The sequence below is a fragment of the Pseudoxanthomonas sp. LjRoot125 genome (assembly GCF_964252705.1).
Taxonomy (GTDB): Bacteria; Pseudomonadota; Gammaproteobacteria; order Xanthomonadales; family Xanthomonadaceae; genus Pseudoxanthomonas_A.
In genome coordinates this window covers 745,627-763,637 of sequence record NZ_CAXUOY020000001.1, presented here as the reverse complement: position 1 = coordinate 763,637, position 18,011 = coordinate 745,627, and the positions used below count along the sequence as shown (strand labels likewise).

The window sequence follows — 18,011 nt, the reverse complement described above, 5'->3', positions numbered from 1 at the left end:
GTATAGCGCGGAAGCTCAGCGCGTGGCCGGCAGTCGCTCGAAACAGTAGCCGCTGTACGCGTCGACGCTGCGGTTTCGCGTCATCGGGACATGGCACCTCACTTCGCTGTTCTGCCAATCGTCGACGACACGGTACCCCTGCGCGACGATCCCTTCGACGAACTCGGTGCGGTTGAAGATGCGATAGGGATGGAAGGCGCGGCCTGTCGACTGCACGGTCACGAACGTCGGTCCTTCGTACAGCGGCAGCTTGTTGACGATGATGTGCGTCGGACGACAGCCCATGCCCGCGAGGAGGTCGGGCAAGGTCATGTCGACGTACTGGAGCGCTCCCGCCGACAGCAGCACGTCGGCGTCGCGACCATCGTGCAGATCGCTCGTGAAAGCCAATCCCTGCGCCCCTTGTTCGAGCGCCATGGCCTCGCCGTGGCGCACGATCGCGGGCACGTCGCAGACGGTCCAGCGCAAGCCAGGCGGATACGCGAGATAATTCCGCCAGCCGTACCAGCTGACGCCCACGTGGCCGCCGAAATCGAACACGTGCGTGCCGGGCTTCAGCAGGTCGCGCAACCAGAACAGCACCGCATAGTCGCTCTCGCATGCCTTCTGCATGCGGTCGCGGTACATGCCGGCGAGCAGCTCGTGGTCGTAGCCGATGCGCTGGCCGCGCGGGATCGCCGCTTCGGCGGTTGCGAAGTCGGGATGCACGCCGAGGAACCGGTTGGGCGGCATCTTCGCGAACGCACGCGCATGATCCAGCGCGAGCAGCTGCCCGACCACGGGCACGCGCCATGCGTGCCGCGCCACTTTCTCGCTGAAGTCGACCCACCCCATGCATCGATGCTAGCACAGCGTCCGATTGTCCCTGCCGCAGTGGCGCGCCCGGACACCTGTCCCCTGCTACAACCCGCGCAGGCGAAGGAGGGTTAGACCGTCCGCCGCGAGCGGCGTAGCCAGCCGCGCACGATCGCCGCTTCAGCCGGCTCGAGTCCTCGCAGCACCCACAGCGCCAGCGGATAGCCCATGGCGAAGATCGTCGCGCCGGCGCACAGCATCCAGAAGGGCGGCAGCGCGCGCACCGACAGGCAGGCCAGTGCAGGCACGGCCGCCGCCGCAAGAATGCGCAGCAGGCGCAGCATGGGCAGGCGGGCCTTGGCAACGCGCAACGCCATCGCGATCGTGGACGCCGAGCCCAGCAGGGCCAGCACCACGGTTGCCGTCACCGCACCCCACAAGCCGTAGGCCCAGGCCGCCAGGAAGATGAAGACCAGGCGCAGCAGCGTGAACAGCACGGTCAACTGCATCAATCCTTTTTGCTGATCCGCGCTGAGCAGGTACGCCGTCGCCCCCTGGCCGATGACACTCGCGGTGCGCGCCACCAGCAATGCCGCGAATACCGCGCCGGCGGGCGCGTACGCGCTTCCGTACAGCCACGGAATCAGCGTGGACGCATGTACGAAGCCGAACGCGACCAGGGGTGCGCCGAGCATCACGAGCCAGGTCGTGGTCGCGACGAAGCGGAACTCCGCCTCGCCCTGCCCGTGTCCGCGGGCGTGCGCCATCATCGGCAGCAACTGCGCACTCAGCACGCCCGGCACCAGCAATGCCGCGCCGGATGCCAGCGCGCTGGCCACCTTGAACAGGCCGGCGTCGGCGGCCGTCGCGAACAGCGTGATCGGCAACAGTTCGAGTTCGCCGCTGCCGATGGTGCCCACGATGCTGGTGAAGGCCACGATGCGCAGGTGGTACCGCAGGCGCGCCTCCATGTCGGCAGGCAGCGTGGCGCCCGCCGCGGCCTGGCCGGAAGGCCTGGCGCGCCACTGCGACAAGCCCCAGAACAACAGGCTGGACAGCGCGTAGACCGCGAGGAAGTTCCGGAGCGTCGCGGCATCGGCCCAGATCAATGCCAGCACCATCGCAAGATTTGCGATGGCGCCCAGCCCGGCGATGATCGCGGTGGACCGGAAATCCTCGCGCCCCTTCAGTAGGGCCACGTTGAGCATGTACGGAGCACGCAGCGCCAGCGACAGCAGCATCAAGGCCAGCGGCATCCACGCCACGCCCGGCACGAGCCGTTGGTGCGACAGCAACAGGATGACCACCACCGCCGCGAGCACGCCGCACAAGGTCACGCGCTGCAGGCGCCGCAGCCGTTGCATCAGCACGCCGACCAGCGCCTCGTGCCCCGCGCCTCGCAGCTCGGCGACGAACTTGATCGCGGCCAGCGTGATGCCCGCATTCGCCACCACCACGCCGGTGGCGCAGATCCACACGAGCAGCCCATACACGCCCATGTCGGCGGGCTGCAGCGCGCGCGCGATCAGGATCGAGGCAACCAGCCCCAGCAGGTATTCGACGTAGACGCCGAGCGATGCGTAGGCGGTGTTCAGCACCCGGCGGTTCGACACGCGCAGTCCCCAGTACGCCGCCACCCGGCGGCTCCACGCATCCCCTGAAACGGACGGAGCGCCGCCCCCAGGACATGCCCGGGGATGCCGGGGTCCCGGGGAGGCCTATCCCGCCGCGTTACTCCACCGTCACCGATTTGGCGAGGTTGCGCGGTTTGTCCACGTCGGTGCCGCGCGCCAGCGCGGTGTGGTACGCCAGCAGCTGCACCGGAATGGTGTGCACGATGGGGCTGAGCACGCCGACATGGCGCGGGGTCCGGATCACGTGCACGCCCTCGGACTCGCTGAAGTGGCTGTCCTGGTCGGTGAACACGAACAGTTCGCCGCCACGCGCGCGCACTTCCTGCATGTTGGATTTCACTTTCTCCAACAGGACGTCGTTCGGCGCGATCACCACCACCGGCATGTCCGCATCCACCAGCGCCAGCGGCCCGTGCTTTAACTCGCCCGCCGGATAGGCTTCGGCGTGGATGTAGGAGATTTCCTTCAGCTTGAGCGCGCCTTCCAGCGCGATCGGGTAATGCAGGCCGCGACCGAGGAACAACGCATCGGACTTCGGTGCGAAACGCTCGGCCCACGCGGCGATCTGCGGCTCCAGGTTCAACGCGTGCTGCACGCTGCCCGGCAGGTGGCGCAGCTGCTCCAGGTAGTCGGCTTCCTGCTCCGGCGTGACCTTGCCGCGCAACTTGCCCAGCACGACGGTCAGCTGGAACAGCGCCGCCAGCTGGGTCGTGAAGGCCTTCGTCGACGCCACGCCGATCTCGGCGCCGGCGCGGGTGTAGCAGACCAGCTCGCTGGCGCGCGGGATGGCGCTCTCGGGCACGTTGCAGATCGACAGCGTGTGCTGGTGGCCCAGCGACTTGGCGTACTTCAGCGCCTCCATCGTGTCCAGGGTTTCGCCGGACTGCGAAATGGTGACGATCAGGTGCTTGGGGTTCGCGTACGCGGCGCGATAGCGGTATTCGCTGGCGATCTCGACGTTGCACGGCACGCCGGCGATGGCTTCCAGCCAGTAGCGCGCGGTCATGCCGGCGTAATAGCTGGTGCCGCAGGCGAGGATCTGCACGCCCTCGATGTCCTTCAACGCCGCTTCGGCGTTGGCACCGAACAGCGTGGGCGAGAAGCCGCCGTCGATGACCGCCTCGATGGTGTCGGCGATCGCGCGCGGCTGCTCGTGGATTTCCTTCTGCATGAAGTGGCGGTACGGGCCCAGCTCCAGCGATGCCAGCGACACGTCGGAGACGTGCACGTCGCGCTCGATGGGCTGGTCCTTGCCGTCGAACACGCGCACCGACTGCCGCGTGACTTCGGCGGTGTCGCCTTCCTCGAGGAAGATGACGCGGCGGGTAGCCTGGATGATCGCGGACACGTCGGAGGCGATGAAGTTCTCGCCCTCGCCCAGGCCGATGAGCAGCGGGCAGCCCATGCGCGCGCACACCATGCGCTCGGGTTCCTTGCGACTCACCACGGCCAGCGCGTAGGCGCCGGTCAGTTCCTTCACCGTGCGCTGGAGCGCCGCCAACAGGTCGTCGCCACCCTTGAGGTGGTAGTGCATGAGGTGGGCGATGACCTCGGTATCGGTCTGCGACTCGAATACGTAGCCGAGCGCGCGCAGCTTCTCGCGCTGCTCCTCGTGGTTCTCGATGATGCCGTTGTGCACCAGTGCCACGCCGTGGCTGATGTGCGGGTGCGCGTTGGCCTCGGTGACGCCACCGTGGGTCGCCCAGCGCGTGTGGCCGATGCCCAGGCTCGCGTTGAAGCCCTCGGCGGCGGCGGCACCCTCCATTTCGGCCACGCGGCCGGTGCGACGCACGCGGCGCACGTCCTGCTGGTCGACCACCGCGATGCCCGCCGAATCGTAGCCCCGGTATTCCAGCCGCTTCAGTCCTTCGATGAGTACCGGCACCACGTCGCGATCGGCGATCGCACCCACAATTCCGCACATAGGCCTGCGCCTTCCTTCTGGATGAGTCGTGTGGACATTCTACGTGTCCGGCACTGGACAGGCCCTGTCCGGCGGGTGTCCGCGGACACCCGGACAGCCTGTTGCGCCGGACAACCCCCTTTTGAATCAACTGCTTGCGTTTGGCACGCATCCTGCTGATACGAGCAGGTCATTCCAAAGAACGCATGCCACCGATGATTCGGGACACCTCCGCGCAAGACCGTGTGCTCAGCTCCACCCAGACCCGCCCGGCCTGGCGCCGTTGGGTGTGGCCTGCGGCCGGTGGCGCCCTGCTGTTGGCCGGCATCGTGTTCGCCGCCCGCGGCTGGCTCTCCGGCACCGCCTCGGTGGACGGGGCCCGCCTGCGTTTCGGCGAAGTCACCCGCGGCGACCTGGTCCGCGACATCGCCGCCGACGGCCGCGTCATCGCCGCCAACAGCCCCACCCTGTACGCCGTCGCCGGTGGCGTGGTCACGCTGAAGGTCGTGGCCGGCGACAAGGTCGCCAAGGGCCAGCCGCTGGCCGAGATCGACAGCCCGGAACTGCGCAGCAAGCTGGCGCAGGAACAGACCACGCTGGCCGGCCTGGAAGCCGAATCCAGCCGCGCCACGCTGGACGCCAGCGTCACCCGCGCCAACGCGCAGAAGGCGCTGGACCAGGCGGAGATCGAACGCCAGGCCGCCGAACGCACCCTGCAACGCTACCAGCGCGGCTTCGAAGGCGGCGCAGTGCCGCAGGTCGATGTGCTGGAAGCCCAGGACAACCTGCGCAAGGCCGAGATCTCCCTTTCCCACGCACGCAAGGATGCCGGCCTGCAGGGCCAGGGTGCCGGCCTGGATGCGCGCAACAAGCAGCTGCTGGCCGAGCGCCAGCGCGCGGTAGTGGCCGAAGTGCAGCGCCAGGTCGATGCACTGACCCTGCGCGCGCCGTTCGACGGCCAGGTTGGCCAGGTGCAGGCCGTGCAGCGCTCCAACGTGGCGATCAACGCGCCGGTGCTGAGCGTGGTCGACCTGTCCGTCTTCGAAGTCGAGATCAAGGTGCCGGAAAGCTTCGCGCGCGACCTCGCCATCGGCATGCCGGCCACGCTGACCAGCGCCGGCCAGCCGTACCCGGGCGAGATTTCCGCGGTGTCGCCGGAAGTGGTGAATGGCGAAGTCGTCACCCGCCTGCGCTTCTCCGAGAAGCAGCCGCCCGGCCTGCGCCAGAACCAGCGCCTGTCCGCACGCATCCTGATGGACACCCGTCGCAACGTGCTGATGGTCGAGCGTGGCCCGTTCGTCGAACAGGGTGGCGGCCGCTACGCCTATGTCATGGACGGCAGCTCCGCGGTGCGTCGCCCGGTGCAACTGGGCGTCAGCAGCCTGAGCAATGTCGAAGTGCTGAGCGGCCTGCAGCCCGGCGACAAGGTCGTCGTCTCCGGCAGCGACCTGTTCGGCGATGCCGAGCGCGTCTCGGTCAACTGATCCGCATCACCCGCCTTCCCCACGCGTCCTCCCCCACGTCATCCACTCCGCACCCGAACCCGAAGAAGGAACCCGCCATGCTTGAGATGCGCCAAGTCGCCAAGGTCTACCGCACCGAACAGGTGGAAACGCATGCGCTGCGTTCGCTCGACCTGCATGTCCGCGAGGGCGAGTTCGTCGCGGTCACCGGCCCGTCGGGTTCCGGCAAGACCACCTTCCTCAACATCGCCGGCCTGTTGGAGACCTTCACGGGCGGGCAGTTCCTGCTCGACGGCCAGGACGTGAGCCACCTGGGCGACGACGCGCGTTCGCGCCTGCGCAACCAGAAGATCGGCTTCATCTTCCAGGGCTTCAACCTGATCCCCGACCTCAACCTGTTCGACAACGTCGACGTGCCTCTGCGCTACCGCGGCATGCCCGCCGCCGAGCGCAAGCAGCGCATCGAAGACGCGCTCGCCCGCGTGGGCCTGGGCTCGCGCATGAAGCACTACCCCGCCGAACTGTCGGGTGGCCAGCAGCAGCGCACCGCGATCGCGCGCGCGCTGGCCGGCAGTCCGCGCCTGCTGCTGGCGGACGAACCCACCGGCAACCTGGACTCGCAGATGGCGCGCGGCGTGATGGAGCTGCTGGAGGAGATCAACCGCCAGGGCACCACGATCATCATGGTCACGCACGATCCCGAACTCGCGGCGCGCGCGCAGCGCAACGTGCATATCGTGGACGGCATGGCCACCGACCTGTCGGTGGAGCCTGCGCTGATCCGTGCGGCGCACGCCGCTGAAGCCAACGCCTCCGCGTAGGGTGGGCCTCGGCCCACCGCAGACAGAACCAAGACCACCACATGGTGGGCCAAGGCCCACCCTACGGAGCCACGTATGTTCGGCTACTACTTCACCCTCGCGCTGCGCAGCTTCAAGCGCAACAAGGCGCTGACCTTCCTGATGGTGCTCGCCATCGCGCTCGGCATCGGCGCCAGCATGACCACGCTGACCGTGTTCTACGTGCTGTCGGGCGACCCGATTCCGCAGAAGAGCGACAAGCTGTTCTATCCCCGCATCGACCCGCGCTCGGCGAACGGCTTCACCCCCGGCGACGAGCCGGAAGACCAGTTCACCCGCCATGACGCTGAGCGCATGCTGCGCGACAAGAAGGGCGATCGGCAGGCCTTCATGACCGGCGGCGCGTCTTCGATCGAAACCGAAGACGGCAGGATCGAACCCTTCCGCATCGACTCGCGCTACACCACCGCCGATTTCTTCCCTATGTTCGAGGTGCCGTTCCGCTACGGCAACGGCTGGTCGGCGGCCGACGACGAATCGCGCGCGCGCGTGGCCGTCATCTCCAAGGCGCTGAATGAAAAACTGTTCGGTGGCGCCAACAGCGTCGGCCGCGAGATCAAGGCCTCCGGCGCGACGTTCCGCATCATCGGCGTGCTGGACGAATGGCGTCCGGCACCGAAGTTCTACGACATGACCCAGGACCGCTTCACCGAAGTGGAGCAGCTGTTCGTGCCGTTCTGGACCTCGCGCGCGCTGAAGATGGGCACGCAGGGCAACATGAACTGCTGGGGCGACTCCAGTGCGGAAGAAGAAGGCTCGCAAGGCCCGAACGCGCCGTGCTCGTGGCTGCAGTACTGGGTCGAGCTGGGCACACCGGAGAAGGTCGAGGCCTACAAGCAGTACCTGAAGAACTACTCCGACCAGCAGCGCGCCGCCGGCCGTTTCGAACGTCCCGCGAACGTGGACCTGCACAACGTGATGCGGTGGCTGGACAAGCAGGGCGCAGTGCCCGCCGACGTTCGCCTGCAGGTGTGGCTGGCGTTCGGCTTCCTGGCCGTGTGCCTGCTCAACACCGTCGGCTTGCTGCTGGCCAAGTTCCTGGGCCGCGCTTCGCAGATCGGCGTGCGGCGCGCGCTGGGTGCGACACGCAAGGCGATCTTCGCGCAATGCCTGGTGGAAGCGGGCACGGTCGGGCTTGTCGGTGGCGTGCTGGGCCTGGTGCTCGCCTGGCTGGGCCTGCTGGCCGTTCGCCAGCAGCCCGCCGGCTATGCCGACCTCGCGCACATGGACATGAAGATGCTGCTGGCCACCTTCGCGTTGGCGATCGTCGCCAGCCTGCTCGCCGGCATGCTGCCCGCGTGGCGCGCCATGCAGGTGACGCCCGCGATCCAGCTCAAGAGCCAGTGACCCATCCATTCAAGAGGCACGTCATGGACATCCGCCCCATCCTCTCCACCCTGGCCCGCCACAAGACGGCCGCCGCACTGATCGTGCTGGAAGTGGCGCTGTCGTGCGCCATCATCTGCAACGCGGTGTTCCTCATCACCCAGCGACTGGAGCGCATCGATCGCCCCACCGGCATGGCCAACGAGGAGATCGTGCGCATCAGCATGGGCAACCTCGGTGAAAACCCCGAAGCCGACGCACTGGTAAAGCAGGACGTCGCCAGCCTGCGCGCGCTGGCGGGCGTGAAAGCCGCCGGCAGCATCAACCACGTGCCGTTCGACAACTCCTCGTGGAACACCTCGATCCAACTGCTGCCGGATCAGGAGCGTCCCACCGCCCAAGCGAACGTCTATCTGGGCGATGCGGTGATCGATACGCTGGGCCTGCGGCTGGCCGAAGGCCGCGACTTCACGCCAGACGAGTACGTCAACTGGACCGAGATCAACAAGCAGAACGCGAAGGTCATGATGCCTGCGGTGATCCTCAGCCGGGAGCTGGCGAACAAGCTGTTCCCGGGTGAGAGCGCGATCGGCAAGACCATCATTTCGTGGAATGCCGACAACGTGCCGCACCGGGTGGTCGGCGTGGTCGACCGGCTGATCCGCACCAACGACAACGGTGGCCCTGCGGAAGCCGGCTACACGATGATCCTGCCGGCGAAGGACCTCACCATGGGGACCTTCGTGCTGCGGACCACGCCGGAACGCCGCATGGAAGTCCTGAAGGCCGCACTTGCGACGCTGGAGAAGAACAGCGCACGCCGTCTGGTGCTGCGCGACGGCACCTTCAGCGACATCAAGAGCGATTACTACCGCGGCGACCGCGCGATGGCCTGGCTGCTGATCACCGTGATCATCTCGCTGCTGGTGGTCACCGCGCTGGGCATCGTCGGCCTGGCCAGCTTCTGGGTGCAGCAGCGCACCAAGCAGATCGGCATCCGCCGTGCGCTGGGCGCGACCAAGGGCCAGATCCTGCGCTACTTCCAGACAGAGAACTTCCTGCTGGCCACGCTGGGCATCGTCATCGGCATGATCCTGGCCTACGGCATCAACCAGTTGCTGATGGGCAAGTACGAACTGCCGCGCCTGCCGTTGCTCTACCTGCCGGTCGGTGCCGTGCTGCTGTGGCTGCTGGGCCAGGTGGCCGTGTACGGTCCTGCGCGCAAGGCGGCGTCGGTGCCGCCCGCGGTCGCCACGCGTACCGCCTGATCCATCGGCTCCCTGCCGCGTACGCCCCACCGGCGTGCGCGGCCCGACGGAGTTCCCATGTCTCCTCCTTTCCTGCTGCTGGGACGCCACCATGCGGGCACCTGGTTGATCGCCCTGCAACTGGCGATCGGCGTGGTGCTCTGCCTGCAAGCCTGGCAAGCGCTGACGGACCTGCAGGCCGCGCGCGCCTCGCCGGATGGCATCGACGACACCGGCCTGCTGCTGGTGCCGTGGATGCAGATGACGCCGGCGTCGGATCCGGGCGTGGACGACGTGTTGCATCGCTTGCGCAGCGTGCCCGGCGTGCTGTCCGCCACGGCGGCCAACCAGGTGCCGTATGGGAGCAACGCGTGGAGCGTGCACGCATGGACGCTGGCACGTCCCGCCGAACGGAACACCGTGTCGGTGTTCCTCGCCGATGAGCACTTCAGCAAGACGCTCGGCATCGCCACGATGCATGGACGCGATTTCCTGCCGGGCGAGTTCCGCGACTATGCCGGCGACCAGGCCGACCTGCACGCAGGCCTGGGGCCGGCCATCATTTCCTCCGCGCTGGCCACGCGCCTGTACGGTGACGTCGACCCGCTCGGCCGTACTCTCTTGACCGCACCGGGCGCGCACCTGCGCGTCGTCGGCGTGATCGAACGGGTGCCGCCACCGGCGAGTGCGCCCGATGCGCGCGACCTGGCCATGATGCTGCCGGTGCGGATGGTGCGTGCAGGCGATGCACAGTTCCTGGTGCGCCACGCAGGTACCAGCGACGACATGGCGGCGCGCATCCGGTCGGTCCTGTCGGCCGCCTACCCCGCCGTCGTCACCGCCGATCCTGTCGACATGGCCGCATTGCGCGACGTGTCGCTGCATGCGCCCCGCCTGCGTGCCGGCTGGTCGGTGGGCGCCTGCATCGCCTGGTGGGTCTCCGCGCTCGGCCTGTTGATGCTCGGCGGCCAACGCTGGGTGCAGGAACATGCGCAGGAATTCAGTCTGCGCCGGGCCGCCGGTGCCACCGGCCGCCAACTGGCGCGCCGGTTGCGTCTCGAATACCTGTGGCTGGCCTGCGCAGCGGCATTGCTCGGCCTGGCCTGCGGCGGCTGGTTGCTGCCGCGCATCGCGCCGGCGTGGCTGGCGAGTACGCCATCGATGGGATCGATGCTGGCCGTCGCCACCTGGGTCGCGTTGGCCGTGCAAGTGGCCGCTGCATGGCCCGCGTACCTGGCCCGCCGCATCCCGCCGCATCTCGTCAGTCGCAGCCCTTCGGTTAGGCTATAGCGCATGCCTACCATCCTCGTGATCGACGACAACCTGGCCGTCAGTACGGCGCTGGAAGTCCTGTTCTCCCTGCACGACATCGACACCCTGCACGCCGAATCACCGGCGGCGGGCCTGGCGCTGCTGCGCGAGCAGCCGGTGGACCTGGTCATCCAGGACATGAACTTCAGCGAGGACACCACCTCCGGCGCGGAAGGCGAACAGCTGTTCATCGACCTGCGCGCCGAATGGCCCGACATGCCGGTGATCCTGCTGACCGCGTGGACGCATCTGGAAGCGGCGGTGAACCTGGTCAAGGCCGGTGCCGCCGACTACGTGGCCAAGCCCTGGGACGACCGCAAGCTGCTGGCCACGGTCAACACGCTGCTCGAACTGACCGAGACGCGCCGCGAACTCGACCGTCGGCGCAGCCGCGAACGACGCAGCCGCCATCAGCTCGAACAGAAATACCACCTGCGCAACCTCGTGTTCGAAGACCCCGCCAGCGAACGCGTGATCGCGCTCGCCTGCCAGGTGGCCCGCTCCGACCTGCCGGTGCTGATCACCGGGCCGAACGGGGCCGGCAAGGAAAAGATCGCCGAAATCATCCAGGCGAATTCCAGCGTGAAGCAGGGCCCGTTCGTGACCCTCAACTGCGGTGCGCTGCCGTCGGAGCTGATCGAGGCCGAACTGTTCGGCGCGGACGCCGGCGCCTACACCGGCGCCAACAAGGCGCGTGAGGGCAAGTTCGAAGCGGCCGACGGCGGCACGCTGTTCCTCGACGAGATCGGCAACCTGCCGCTGACCGGGCAGATGAAGCTGTTGCGCGTACTGGAAACCGGGCGCTTCGAGCGCCTGGGCTCCAACCGCGAGCGCAAGGTCGCGGTGCGCGTGATCAGCGCGACCAACGCGGACCTGCCCACGATGATCCGCGATGGCAGCTTCCGCGAAGACCTCTACTACCGACTCAACGCGATCGAGCTCGCACTCCCGCCGTTGGCCGAACGTCCCGGCGACATCCTGCCGCTGGCCGAACGCTTCCGCCCCGACGACAAGCCGCTCGGCGAGAGCGCGCGCGCCGCGCTGCTGCGGCATGCGTGGCCCGGCAACGTGCGCGAATTGCGCAACGTCATCCAGCGCGCGGGACTGCTGGCGATGGGCGAGCGCATCGAAGCCGGCGACCTCAACCTGCCGCGGGCGGTGCCCGTGCGCACGACGGTCGTGGCCGAGCCTGAGCGTGCCGACATCGAGGCCGCCATCGCGCGTGCCGGCGGGGTGATCGCGCAGGCCGCCACCGACCTCGGCATGAGCCGGCAGGCGCTGTACCGGCGCATGGAACGCTTCGGCATCAAGGCCACATGATCCGCCGCTCGCTCGCCGGTCGCGTGTTGTCCTGGCTGCTGCCGTTGCTGGTGGTGGCGCTGGTGCTGCCGGTCGCGTTGTCGCACTGGCTGCAGGACGACCTGCTGGCGGTACTGCTTTCCGCGCTCGTCGTGCTTCCGCTGGCGGCCTGGGCGATCCACCGCGGCCTGCGCAGCACGCGCTCGTTGTTCCGCGCGCTCGCGGGCAGCGTCAACAGCTATCGGGATGGCGAGTACAACTTCGGCATCCATTGGCAGGGCAGCGACGAACTCGCCGAACTCGTGCGCTCGCACGGCGCGTTGGGCGAGGTCCTGCGCGAGCAGCGGCAGACCCTGGTGCAGCGCGAACTGCTGCTCGACACGATGGTGCAGAACACACCGGTGGCCATGTTGCTTGTCGCCCCCGGCGGCGATGGCGTGCGCCGCGTGGTCTTCGCCAACGTCGCCGCGCGCAAGCTGCTGCACGGCGGATGGAAGCTGGAAGGGCAGGACTACGACACGTTGGTGGCAGCATCACCGGTGGAGATGCGCGAGGCGCTCGCCCGCAGCGGCGACAGCCTGTTCGCCATCGGCAGCGAAGAGGGCGACGAGGAAGAACAGGTCTACCACCTCGCGCGCCGCAACTTCCGCCTCAACGGGCGTCCGCACGAACTGCTGCTGCTGCGCCTGCTGACGAACGAGCTGCGCCGGCAGGAAGTGATGACCTGGAAGAAGGTCATCCGCGTGATCAGCCACGAGCTCAACAATTCGCTGGCGCCGGTCGCCTCGCTGGCGCACTCGGGCGCGGAGCTGGTCCGCCGCGGCAAGCACGAGCGGCTGGAAGAAGTGTTCGGCACCATCGAAGACCGTGCGCGCCACCTGGAAGGTTTCATCCGCGGTTATGCGCGCTTCGCCAAGCTGCCCCAGCCGCAACTGCATACCGTGCACTGGCGCGCCTTCCTGGAAGGCCTGCAGCGGCAGATCGGCTTCGAGCTGTCGATGCAGGAAACCGACATCGACGGTCGCATCGACCTGGCACAGATCGAGCAGGCGCTACTGAACCTGTTGAAGAACGCGCATGAGTCCGGCACCACGGCCGACGGCGTGTCCGTGCGCGTCACCCGCCTGCCCGGCTGGGTCCGTATCGAGGTGATGGACCGCGGCACGGGCATGAACGATGCGGTGCTTCAAAACGCGCTGGTGCCGTTCTATTCCACCAAACGCAACGGCACCGGGCTGGGCCTGGCGTTGACGCGCGAGATCATCGAAGCGCACGGCGGCCGCCTGTCATTGCACAACCGCGATGGCGGCGGCCTGTGCGTGGCGATCCAGTTGCCGGACGCGCCGGCGGCGTAACGGCGCGAAGCGAGCCTTACTTCGGCTGCTTCACCGGCCGCTGCCAACCCTCGACCGTCATCTGCCGAGCACGCGCGACGGTCAGCTTGTCGGCCGGGGCATTCTTCGAGATCACCGAGCCGGCACCGATCGTCGCGCCATCCGCCAGCGTCACCGGTGCGACCAGCGAGGAGTTCGAACCGACGAAGACGCGATCGCCGATCGTCGTGGTGGACTTGTTCACGCCATCGTAGTTGCAGGTGATGGTGCCGGCGCCGATGTTGGTGCCGGTACCGATGACGGTGTCGCCGAGATACGTCAGGTGGTTGGCCTTGCTGCCCACGCCGATGCGCGCGTTCTTCGTTTCGACGAAGTTGCCCACGTGCACGCCCTCGGCGAGCACGGTGCCGGGGCGCAGGCGCGCATAGGGGCCGATCAATGCGGCACCTTCGCTGGCGACGCCTTCCAGGTCGCAGTGCGCGCGCACCTGCGTGCCGGCCGCGAGCGAAACGTCCTTCAAGCGCGTGAACGGGCCGATGACGACGCCATCGCCCAGTTCGATCGTTCCTTCCAGCACCACGTCGACGTCGATCTGCACATCGCGCCCCACCGTGACCGTGCCGCGCTGGTCGAAGCGCGCCGGGTCGACCAGGCGTGCGCCTTGCACGCACAGCGCGCGCGCGGCGCGCAGCTGGTAGGCGCGCTCGAGCTGCGACAGCTGCCACGGATCGTTCGCGCCTTCCGCTTCGATGGGCTCGCCCACCAGGACCATTTCGGCCGGCGTGAATTCATCCGCCGCCATCGCGAAGACGTCGGTCAGGTAGTACTCGCCCTGCGTATTGTCGTTCGACAGGCGGGCGAGCCAGCCCTTCAGCGCGCTGCCGTCGGCGGCGATGATGCCGGTGTTGATGATGCGGATGCGGCGCTGCTCTTCGTCGGCGTCCTTGTGCTCGACGATGGCGGCCACGCGGCCCGCTTCATCGCGGACGATGCGGCCATAACCGGTGGGATCGACCGGCTCGGCGACCAGCACCGCCAGGCGACCGGGCGCATCGAGCAGGCGCTGCAGCGTTTCGCTGCGGGTCAACGGCACGTCGCCGTACAGCACGAGCACGCGCGCACCGTCGGGAATGGCCGGGATCGCCTGCGCGACGGCATGGCCGGTACCCAGCTGCTGCGCCTGGTGTGCCCAGTGCAGGTCGGGCTGGTCGGTGAAGGCTGCCTGCACCTGGTCACCACCATGGCCGTAGACCACGTGCACCCCGGCCGGCGACAGTGTGCGCGCGGCTTCGATCACGTGCGCCAGCATCGGCCGCCCGGCGATCGGCTGCAGCACCTTGGGCAGCGCGGATTTCATCCGCTTGCCCTCGCCGGCGGCGAGGATGACGACGTGGAGTGGCTTCATGTGCGCGTGTCCCTGTGGCTGTGCGGCGTCGCGATGTCGTCGCATGGTAGCAATTCCCCCTTCAACGCAGATCGCGCCGGAGTGGTGCCATCGCCACGCGTGCCGGCGGGTACCATGCACGCATGAGCGACCCCACGCCACGCCATCTGCTGTTCCGCCAGGGCGGCCACTACATCGCCGTCGGTGTGGCGCAGCTGCTGCTGGACTGGCTGGTCTTCGTCGGACTGACCGCGCTCGGCGTGCCTGCGGCACCCGGCAACCTGGCGGGCCGCATCAGCGGTGCGCTGCTCGGCTTCTGGTTGAACGGACGCGTGACCTTCGCGCGTGACGGCACCGCACGGCTCGGCTGGTGGCGCTTCGCCAAGTTCCTGCTCGTGTGGGTCCCGCTGACGGTGGTGAGCACGCTGGCGGTGACGTGGGTGGCGACGTCCCTTGGCTTGGCCCATGCCTGGCTGGCCAAGCCGCTGGTGGAAGGCGTGCTGGCGGTCGTCGCCTTCTTCCTCTGGCGGCACGTGGTCTACCGCTAAGGCCCGGAAACGAAAACGCCGGCACAGGGCCGGCGTTTCCGATGCAACAGGGTGCGGAACCTCAGTGCTTCAGGTTCTTGCGCAGGCGCTCCAGTGCGCTGAGCTGGGCGATGCTCATGGCCAGCTGGGCCTGGGCTTCTTCCACGCTCATCTTCGGGTCCTTGTGGGACAGCACGCGCTCGGCTTCTTCCTTGGCCTTGCGGACCTGCGCTTCATCGATGTCGGTCGCACGCACGGCGGTATCCGCCAGCACGGTGACGACCTGCGGCTGCACCTCGAGGATGCCGCCGGAGATGGCGAAGTCCAGCTGCTCGCCACTGGCCAGCGTCACCACCACCTTGCCCGGCTTCAGGCGGGTGATCAGCGGCGCGTGCTTCGGCGCGATGCCGAGCTCGCCCAGTTCGCCGGTGGCGACGACCAGGGTGGCTTCACCGTGGAAGATTTCCTGCTCGGCGCTGACGATGTCGCAACGGATGGTGCTCATGGAACTCTCTTTGCCGTGTAGGGCGGGCCGAGGCCCGCCACGGATTGCCGACAAGGTGGGCCGAAGCCCACCTTACGTGCTTACGCCTTCTCGGCGAGCTTCTTGGCCTTCTCGACGGCTTCGTCGATACCGCCGACCATGTAGAACGCCTGCTCCGGCAAGTGGTCGTACTCGCCATCGCAGATCGCCTTGAAGCCGCGGATCGTGTCCTTCAGCGAAACGTACTTGCCCGGCGAGCCGGTGAACACTTCGGCCACGTGGAACGGCTGGCTGAAGAAGCGCTCGATCTTGCGGGCGCGCGACACGGCCTGCTTGTCTTCTTCGGACAGCTCGTCCATGCCGAGGATGGCGATGATGTCCTTCAGTTCCTTGTACTTCTGCAGCGTCGACTGCACGCGGCGCGCGGTGTCGTAGTGCTCGTGGCCGATGACGTTCGGGTCCAGCTGGCGGCTGGTCGAGTCGAGCGGATCCACGGCCGGGTAGATACCCAGCGAAGCGATGTTACGGCTCAGCACGACGGTCGCGTCCAAGTGGGCGAACGTGGTGGCCGGCGACGGATCGGTCAGGTCGTCCGCGGGCACGTACACGGCCTGGATCGAGGTGATCGAACCGGTCTTGGTCGAGGTGATGCGCTCCTGCAGGACGCCCATTTCCTCGGCCAGCGTCGGCTGGTAACCCACCGCCGACGGCATGCGGCCGAGCAGCGCCGACACTTCGGTACCGGCCAGCGTGTAACGGTAGATGTTGTCGACGAACAGCAGCACGTCCTTGCCCTTGCCGGCCGCGTCCTTCTCGTCGCGGAAGTACTCGGCCATGGTCAGGCCGGTCAGCGCGACGCGCAGGCGGTTGCCCGGCGGCTCGTTCATCTGGCCGTACACCATCGCCACCTTGTCGAGGACGTTGGAGTCCTTCATCTCGTGGTAGAAGTCGTTGCCCTCGCGGGTACGCTCGCCCACGCCGGCGAACACGGACAGACCCGAGTGCGCCTTGGCGATGTTGTTGATCAGTTCCATCATGTTGACGGTCTTGCCGACGCCGGCGCCGCCGAACAGGCCGACCTTGCCGCCCTTGGCGAACGGGCACATCAGGTCGATGACCTTGATGCCGGTTTCCAGCAGGTCGTTGGCCGAGGACTGGTCCTCGTACGACGGGGCCGAACGGTGGATTTCCCAATGATCCGACGCCTGCACCGGGCCGGCTTCGTCGATCGGGTTGCCCAGCACGTCCATGATGCGGCCCAGCGTGCCCGCGCCGACCGGCACCGAGATGGCCTTGTCGGTGTTCACGGCGACCAGGTTGCGCTTCAGGCCGTCGGTGGAACCGAGGGCGATGGTGCGCACGACGCCGTCGCCGAGCTGCTGCTGCACTTCGAGCGTGATGGCGGTGTTCTCCACCTTCAGCGCGTCGTACACCTTCGGCACTTCGTTGCGCGCGAATTCGACGTCAACCACCGCGCCGATGATCTGAACGATCTTGCCCTGACTCATTGCTGCATTCCTCTAGATGAATTCTTGTGACTACGCGCGTCAGACTGCCGCCGCGCCGCCGACGATTTCGGAGATTTCCTGGGTGATCGCCGCCTGGCGAGCCTTGTTGTAGACCAGCTGCAGGGTGCCGATGAGCTTGTTGGCGTTGTCGCTGGCGGCCTTCATGGCCACCATGCGCGCCGCATGCTCGGACGCGATGTTCTCCAGCACGGCCTGGTACACCAGCGACTCGATGTAGCGCGTGATCACGTGGTCGAGCACGGTCTCGGCATCGGGTTCGTAGATGTAGTCCCAGTCGTGGTGCGCGACCTGCGTTTCCGCGGCGGGCAGCGGCAGCAGCTGGTCGAACGCAGCGCGCTGGGTCATCGTGTTGACGAAGTCGTTGTAGACGACGAACACGCGGTCCAGCGAGCCTTCGGTGTAGGCGTCCAGCATCACCTTGATCACGCCGATCAGCTGGTCCAGCTTGGGCGCATCGCCCAGGTGGGACACGCTGGCCAGCATGTTGACCTTGACCCGGCGGAAGTACACCGAGGCCTTCTGGCCGATGGTGACCACGTCGACCTCGACGCCCTTCTCGTTCCACTGGCGGATCTCGCCGAGCATCTTGCGGAACAGGTTGTTGTTCAGGCCGCCGGCCAGGCCGCGGTCGGACGACACGATGATGAAGCCGACGCGCTTGACGTCCTTGCGCTCCACCATGAAGGGGTGCTGGTAGTCGGTGTTGGCCTGGGCCAGGTGGCCGATCACCTGCTTCATCGCGCGCGCGTACGGGCGCGAGGTCTTCATGCGGTCCTGCGCCTTGCGGATCTTGGAGGCCGAGACCATCTCGAGCGCGCGCGTCACCTTGCGGGTGTTCTGCACGCTCTTGATCTTGGTTTTGATTTCGCGTCCGCCTGCCATGTCTCGCTCGCTTGTTTCGTCTTCGTCGGGCGG

At 67.6% G+C, this 18,011-nt stretch carries 15 protein-coding genes; 8 read left to right on the top strand and 7 right to left on the bottom strand.

Annotated features, from left to right (window positions below; genetic code table 11):
- Positions 1–15: 15 nt before the first annotated feature.
- The 3 genes from ACSION_RS03405 to glmS form a co-directional block, all read right to left on the bottom strand.
- Complete coding sequence (locus ACSION_RS03405; RefSeq protein WP_435304843.1) at positions 16–834, bottom strand: TIGR04325 family methyltransferase; 819 nt, start codon at positions 832–834, stop codon at positions 16–18.
- A 92-nt stretch (positions 835–926) separates the two neighbouring features.
- Positions 927–2,408 (bottom strand): oligosaccharide flippase family protein, encoded by a 1,482-nt coding sequence (locus ACSION_RS03400; protein ID WP_435304842.1) that lies wholly within the window; start codon positions 2,406–2,408, stop codon positions 927–929.
- Between the two features lie 118 nt (positions 2,409–2,526).
- Positions 2,527–4,353: a glutamine--fructose-6-phosphate transaminase (isomerizing) gene (gene glmS, locus ACSION_RS03395; protein ID WP_435304841.1), complete on the bottom strand. Its 1,827-nt coding sequence runs from the start codon at positions 4,351–4,353 to the stop codon at positions 2,527–2,529.
- A gap of 194 nt (positions 4,354–4,547) precedes the next feature.
- Here glmS and ACSION_RS03390 point away from each other — a divergent pair, with 194 nt between their 5' ends.
- The 7 genes from ACSION_RS03390 (at position 4,548) to ACSION_RS03360 (ending at position 13,193) form a co-directional block, all read left to right on the top strand.
- Positions 4,548–5,816, top strand: a complete 1,269-nt coding sequence (locus ACSION_RS03390) for an efflux RND transporter periplasmic adaptor subunit (protein WP_435304840.1) — start codon at positions 4,548–4,550, stop codon at positions 5,814–5,816.
- Between the two features lie 77 nt (positions 5,817–5,893).
- Positions 5,894–6,616 (top strand): ABC transporter ATP-binding protein, encoded by a 723-nt coding sequence (locus ACSION_RS03385; RefSeq protein WP_093489866.1) that lies wholly within the window; start codon positions 5,894–5,896, stop codon positions 6,614–6,616.
- A 75-nt stretch (positions 6,617–6,691) separates the two neighbouring features.
- Complete coding sequence (locus tag ACSION_RS03380) at positions 6,692–8,002, top strand: ABC transporter permease (RefSeq protein WP_435304839.1); 1,311 nt, start codon at positions 6,692–6,694, stop codon at positions 8,000–8,002.
- Positions 8,003–8,025: 23 nt separating this feature from the next.
- Positions 8,026–9,249, top strand: coding sequence for an ABC transporter permease (locus ACSION_RS03375; RefSeq protein ID WP_435304838.1), 1,224 nt, complete (start codon positions 8,026–8,028; stop codon positions 9,247–9,249).
- Positions 9,250–9,306: 57 nt separating this feature from the next.
- Positions 9,307–10,518 carry an ABC transporter permease gene (locus ACSION_RS03370; RefSeq protein WP_435304837.1) on the top strand — a complete coding sequence of 404 codons (1,212 nt, stop codon included), beginning with the start codon at positions 9,307–9,309 and terminating at the stop codon, positions 10,516–10,518.
- Positions 10,519–10,521: 3 nt separating this feature from the next.
- Positions 10,522–11,859, top strand: a complete 1,338-nt coding sequence (locus ACSION_RS03365; protein ID WP_435304836.1) for a sigma-54-dependent transcriptional regulator — start codon at positions 10,522–10,524, stop codon at positions 11,857–11,859.
- Complete coding sequence (locus tag ACSION_RS03360; RefSeq protein WP_435304835.1) at positions 11,856–13,193, top strand: sensor histidine kinase; 1,338 nt, start codon at positions 11,856–11,858, stop codon at positions 13,191–13,193. Before ACSION_RS03365 ends, ACSION_RS03360 begins: the two co-directional genes overlap by 4 nt.
- Before the next feature lie 16 nt (positions 13,194–13,209).
- On the opposite strand, the gene glmU is transcribed toward ACSION_RS03360, so the two are convergent.
- Positions 13,210–14,577 carry a bifunctional UDP-N-acetylglucosamine diphosphorylase/glucosamine-1-phosphate N-acetyltransferase GlmU gene (gene glmU / locus ACSION_RS03355; RefSeq protein ID WP_435304834.1) on the bottom strand — a complete coding sequence of 456 codons (1,368 nt, stop codon included), beginning with the start codon at positions 14,575–14,577 and terminating at the stop codon, positions 13,210–13,212.
- Between the two features lie 122 nt (positions 14,578–14,699).
- On the opposite strand from glmU, the gene ACSION_RS03350 reads away from it, so the two are divergent.
- Positions 14,700–15,104, top strand: a complete 405-nt coding sequence (locus ACSION_RS03350) for a GtrA family protein (protein ID WP_435304833.1) — start codon at positions 14,700–14,702, stop codon at positions 15,102–15,104.
- Between the two features lie 61 nt (positions 15,105–15,165).
- Here the strand turns inward: ACSION_RS03350 and ACSION_RS03345 are convergent, their stop codons facing one another.
- The 3 genes from ACSION_RS03345 to atpG all read right to left on the bottom strand — a co-directional run bounded on the left by ACSION_RS03345 (position 15,166) and on the right by atpG (position 17,978).
- Positions 15,166–15,588: a F0F1 ATP synthase subunit epsilon gene (locus tag ACSION_RS03345; RefSeq protein ID WP_093489858.1), complete on the bottom strand. Its 423-nt coding sequence runs from the start codon at positions 15,586–15,588 to the stop codon at positions 15,166–15,168.
- Positions 15,589–15,668: 80 nt separating this feature from the next.
- Positions 15,669–17,075: a F0F1 ATP synthase subunit beta gene (gene atpD, locus ACSION_RS03340; protein WP_435304832.1), complete on the bottom strand. Its 1,407-nt coding sequence runs from the start codon at positions 17,073–17,075 to the stop codon at positions 15,669–15,671.
- A gap of 39 nt (positions 17,076–17,114) precedes the next feature.
- A complete protein-coding gene (gene atpG, locus ACSION_RS03335) occupies positions 17,115–17,978 on the bottom strand; it encodes a F0F1 ATP synthase subunit gamma (RefSeq protein WP_093489856.1) in 864 nt (287 codons plus the stop codon).
- Between the last annotated feature and the right edge of the window lie 33 nt (positions 17,979–18,011).